The following is a 5,186-nucleotide window of genomic DNA, read 5'->3' on the forward strand; positions in this document are numbered from 1 at the left end:
CCGCAGGTATGCCGGCCCACGTCGGCGTTGGTACGCGTCCGACAGTGATCCTGGCAACGACTGGCAAACGTCGTCACCGACTCTGTCCTGCGGCGACCGTATGCCGTGCACCGGGCAGCGAATAACGTTCCATGTTGGTGGAGAGTCGATTTCGCCGGCCGTTCGGTCCAGGGCAGCGGCAACCTACCGGTGAAGCCCGAGGAGCCCAGCAATTACCATTTGCCTTGGCTAGACTGCACAGTGACCGCATCTGATGGTGTCCTCACCGAGAACGGACGCCACGAAACGACGGGGGATGTCCGCAATGAAGATTGCCATGGCGGCCTATGGGACACGTGGCGATCTCGAGCCCTGCCTCACCGTGGGGCGCGAACTGCTCCGCCGTGGGCACGAAGTCCGCATGGCCGCGCCTCCGGATCTCGTGGACTTCGTCGAGGCGACGGGCATCACTGCCACCGCGTACGGACCGAATGCGAAGTCGTCGCTGGAGGGTGACTTCCTGCTCAATCTCTGGATGGACTTCCCACGCAATCTGACCAATGTTCGGCGACTGTCGACGTTGTTCCGTGAGACGCGTAAGCGATTCGTCGAGGCCTGGCCGCAGATGTGCTCGACGATCGGCTCCATCGCCGAGGGTGCCGATCTCCTGCTGACCGGCCTGAGTTTCGAGCAGCAGGCGCTTCCCGTCGCCGAGTTCTACGACATTCCGTTGGTGGCGATCCACCCGTTCCCGGTGCGGCCCAACGGTCAGGTTCCGTTCCTGCCCGCCGCCGTGATGCGTTCGGTTCTAGGAGCTTACGAGTGGGTGCACTGGCTCGAAACCAAGAAGCTCGAGGACGCCCATCGTCGCCAGCTGGGCCTCCCGCGAGCCACCCAGCCGGCCCCACGCATCATGGCAGAACGCGGAACGCTCGAGATCCAGGCCTACGACGCCGTGTGCTTTCCCGGGCTGAGCGAGGAATGGCAACAGCGCCGCCCGATCGTCGGCACGCTGACCCTTGACCTGACGAGCGCGGCGGACGATGAGGTGACGTCGTGGATCGCATCGGGCACACCGCCGATCTACTTCGGATTCGGCAGCATTCCGGTACAGACACCTGATGAGACACTCGAGATGATCAGTGCGGCGTGCCGGCAGCTGGGAGAGCGCGCGCTGGTGTGCTCAGGCTGGAGCGACTTCGTCGAGGCCGACCAGCTCGAACACGTCAAGGTGGTGAAGACGGTGAGCCACGCAGCCATCTTCCCGTTGTGTCGTGCAGTCGTCCACCACGGCGGGTTGGGCACCACGGCAACGGGACTCCGTGCGGGAGTTCCCACTTTGATCCTGTGGACGCTCCCGGATGTGCACGCCAGGGGTGCGGTGATCAGACGTCAGAAGCTCGGGACCACACGACGGCTGGCGACGACCACCAAGGAATCCCTGATAGCTGACCTTCGTGCGATCCTCGAGCCCGGGTGCGCCGCTCGGGCCCGAGAGTTTGCCGGTACCATGACAAAAGCAGCTGCGGGTACAGCCTCCGCAGCCGACCTCGTCGAGAACCGCATGTTTGCCCGCTGATCGGGTACCCGAACTGAGTGCGCAGCCCGCGCATCTTCATCGCATTGTGAACCCAAAGGTGCGCTACGAACTTGACAAGCAACGAATGTCGACTGTGCGGATCGTCGGGTCCGCACGAAACGATCACCTCACGCGAGATGATGTTCGGCACGCGTGAGCGATTCGCGTACTTCCTCTGCGCTGACTGCGACACGCTGCAGATCGTGGACGTGCTGAGTCCCGAAGAGCTCGGCCGCCACTACAGCACGGATTATTACTCCTACCGGTCTTCCAGCACCGTCCCGAAGATCGTTCGATGGCTGATCTCCCAACAGGACCGCCACGAACTCCACACCGGGCGTAGCGCTATCGGCTCAGTGATCGGGGCGCTTCCTCCGGGTGTGCGAGGCCTCTTCGGAGGGCCGGTCGTCCGGATGCTCGGTCAGCAGGGAGTTGATCGTCACGCGCGAATCATCGACGTGGGCTGCGGTAGTGGCATACTGCTGGATCGGTTGGCGGAGGTGGGGTTCGACAACTTGTGTGGAGCGGATCCGTTCATCGAAGCCGATTCCCGGACGCCTATGGGCGTTCCACTGCTCAAGATGGACCTGAGCGAGGTCAGCGGTGACTTCGACGTCATCATGTTCAACCACTCGCTCGAACACGTACCGGACATGATCGGAACGCTCGAAGCAGCGACCCACAGGCTCACTCCGGATGGATTCTGCCTGGTTCGTCTCCCGACCACCTCATCCGAAGCGTGGGCGAGCTACGGCGAGGACTGGGTGTTGTTCGACGCTCCTCGGCACTTCGTCATTCCATCGCGCCGCGGGATGGCGATCGCCGCGCAAGCGGTTGGACTTCGCGTGGACGACGTCATCGATGACTCGAATTCCTACCAGTTCTTCGCCAGTGAACTCATTCGAAGCGACGTGGCTCTGGTGGAGATCAAGGGCCTGGGGGACATCATCCGGCGATTCGGGTTGAAGCAACTGTGGAATTGGGAGAGGCGCTCGGAGCGTCTCAATCGGGAGGGCGCGGGTGAGCAGGCCGGATTCGTGTTACGCAAGGCTGCCTGACATGCTCACATGAGCCCGGTGGCGTTCGCGATCAGCGACGCTCCCGTGATCGCGAACATGAGCGCGATGAGCTGGCGGCGATACGCCCACGCCCAGTCGTGCAGTCGTCGCAGCACCGCAAGTGTGCGCGCAGGGGTGATCAAGTAGCTGACGAGGATCACCTCGACCACCAACAGCATGACGACGATGAACGCGATGGCCGCGGCGAACTGCGTGCCCACCGCGGTCCCCGAGGTCACCAGGAGCGTGACGACGATGAGTGCTCCGTCGAAGGGCACTCCGCCGGTGATGGCGCCGATCACCGTTGCCACCCAGAGCGAACCGCCCTCCCACGCGGAGCGAAGCCGATTGGTCAGTCGCTTGACGAACGATCCACCCGCGGCGGTATCGGAGGAGCCGTCTCCGATGAGCGGTACGGCGGTCGGAGGACCTGTGTCGAGCACGCTGGTCGCCGTGCCCGTCCTGCCGGACGCGGTTGGCATGCGGTGCCGGCCACCCGCGGTCTCCCGTCGAGACGGCAGACGCACCAGCATCAAGGCGGCCACGGCCAGCGCGATCGCTCCCGCGATCAACTGGAAGTTCCGCATTCCCGGGCTGACGGCCGATTGCTCCGATGAGATGGGCGACATCGACGTGAAATGCAGCAACGCGAGCGGGATCAGCAACACGGGTACCGCGTTGAGCAGGCAGCCGAGCATGTAGAACAGCAAATTCTGCAAAGGACGCGGCCTCGAGATGAGCAGCAGCGTGATGCCGATGCGCAACGGATTGAGACCATTGAGGAGCGCGAGCCCCAATACTGCTCCCCACATGACCAAAACATACCCTGTCCCACATCTGCCCGGAGGACCAACCGAGGTAATTCGGGGTTGCTGGTCGGACCGCCATTTCGCCGCGATCCACCTGTGCCGGACAGCGGCCTGCTGTTCTCAGGTCAGGTGCGCATCTGTCGAGATTCGAGGACATGGCACGCTTCTCCATGCGGATTGGGGCGGCTGTCACTTGGGCATGAGTGAACGAAGCACCTCGCTGTCGCGCAAGCCATCGCAGCAATGGAGTGTAGCTGGGGCGTCGGGACCACCGATCGGTCGTTGTGTTGGCGACGACGTTCCGACAAGGGTCTACGCGGGCGATCGACAATTCGTCCGCACAGCGTGAAACTCGGCGCAGTCCTGTGCCTACCAGCGTGCAGTTCATAGTTTGCCGGGTCGCCCGCGGAATGAAACGCCGCTTGATAGCCTCGTCGCAGCCCGCACCGCGTTGGACGTTCTATTTGCTGAAGGAGTGAGCGTTGAGCAAATTCGTCGGCTCGCTCCTGGCCCGAGCAGGGCATGGCGTACCCATCAGTGGTTGCGGTGTCAGCCGTTCGATGCCGCATTCGACGGGTTCCCTGGGGAAGTCGATCGAACGTTCATAGTGAACCGGGCGGCGCGCAATCCGGGGGAGGACTCATGACCCAGTCTCCGCGTCCGTTGCTTTCCAAGGCTTTTCTCACGGTTGGTGAGCGGGATCGGTTGGATGACTGGAGCAATCGATCGCTGCTCACGAGGCCGCCGCTGGACGGAGTGTCCATTCCCGGGTTGTTCGCCGAGCAGGTGGTGCGGTCTCCGGGTGCGGTGGCGGTGACGTTCGAGGGTCGTTCGTGGACCTACGGCGAGCTGGATGAGGCGTCGAACCGGTTGGCGCACCTGCTGGTCGGGCTGGGCGCCGCGCCCGGTGAGTACGTGGCGGTGATGTTCCCGCGGTCGGACGTGGCCGTCGTCGCCATTCTGGCCGTGCTGAAGGCAGGCGCCGGGTACCTGCCGATCGATCCGGCCGCTCCGGACGAGCGAGTCGAATTCATGATCGGTGACGCCGGCGCGGTGCTGGCGGTGGCCGACGCGGAGTCGGCCTCCCGGATCGCGAACTCCGGAGTCGACGTGGTCGGCGTCGACGATCCGCGTATCGCCGCGCAGCCCGACGGCATCCTGCAGATGCCCGATCCCGATGACATCGCTCACGTCATCTACACGTCCGGGACCACGGGTAGGCCGAAAGGCGTGGCCGTGAGCCATCGCAACGTCACCCGGCTGTTCGACGGCATGGACGTCGGCATAGATCTGAATCCGACGCAGGTGTGGACGCAGTGTCATTCGTTGGCGTTCGACTATTCGGTGTGGGAGTTGTGGGGTGCGCTCCTCCACGGCGGGCGCCTCGTGGTGGTGTCCGAGTCGGTGGCGGCGTCGCCGGAGGACCTGCACGCGCTGGTGTCGGCCGAGGGCGTGACCGTGCTGAGTCAGACGCCGACGGCGTTGGGAGCGTTGGCACGTCGTGGCTTGGAGTCGGTGGCGTTGATGGTGGCCGGGGAGGAGTGTCCGGTTGAGGTGGTGGATCGGTGGGCGCCGGGCCGAGTGATGATCAACGGCTACGGTCCGACCGAGACGACGGTGTACGCGACGATCAGCCGGCCGCTGTCGGCCGGGTCGGACGTCGTGCCGATCGGAGTGCCGGTGCCAGGGGCGGCGATGTTCGTGCTGGATGGGTTGTTGCGTCCGGTGTCGGTGGGTGTGGTGGGGGAGTTGTATGTGGCG

The 5,186-nt window shown here is 64.2% G+C and carries 4 protein-coding genes; 3 read left to right on the forward strand and 1 reads right to left on the reverse strand.

Going from position 1 to position 5,186, the window contains the following annotated elements:
- Positions 1-295: 295 nt before the first annotated feature.
- On the forward strand, positions 296-1,558 hold the full coding sequence (locus tag O6P37_RS28310) for a glycosyltransferase (protein ID WP_332909818.1): 1,263 nt from the start codon (positions 296-298) through the stop codon (positions 1,556-1,558).
- 137 nt (positions 1,559-1,695) lie between these two features.
- On the forward strand, positions 1,696-2,616 hold the full coding sequence (locus O6P37_RS28315) for a class I SAM-dependent methyltransferase (protein WP_269897203.1): 921 nt from the start codon (positions 1,696-1,698) through the stop codon (positions 2,614-2,616).
- Between the two features lie 5 nt (positions 2,617-2,621).
- On the opposite strand, the gene O6P37_RS28320 is transcribed toward O6P37_RS28315, so the two are convergent.
- Positions 2,622-3,413, reverse strand: coding sequence for a GAP family protein (locus tag O6P37_RS28320; protein WP_269897200.1), 792 nt, complete (start codon positions 3,411-3,413; stop codon positions 2,622-2,624).
- Between the two features lie 717 nt (positions 3,414-4,130).
- Between O6P37_RS28320 and O6P37_RS28325 the strand changes: the two genes are divergently transcribed.
- Positions 4,131-5,186 (forward strand): AMP-binding protein (locus O6P37_RS28325; protein ID WP_408633272.1); only part of this gene is annotated, 1,056 nt, incomplete at its 3' end.

Origin of the sequence: Mycobacterium hippophais, assembly GCF_027529605.1 — a bacterium.
Taxonomy (GTDB): Bacteria; Actinomycetota; Actinomycetes; order Mycobacteriales; family Mycobacteriaceae; genus Mycobacterium; species Mycobacterium arseniciresistens.

Coding starts and splice junctions, on each gene's coding strand:
- O6P37_RS28310 (WP_332909818.1), top strand. CDS start 296: ATGTCCGCAATGAAGATTGCCATGGCGGCCTATGGGACACGTGGCGAT.
- O6P37_RS28315 (WP_269897203.1), top strand. CDS start 1,696: ATGATGTTCGGCACGCGTGAGCGATTCGCGTACTTCCTCTGCGCTGAC.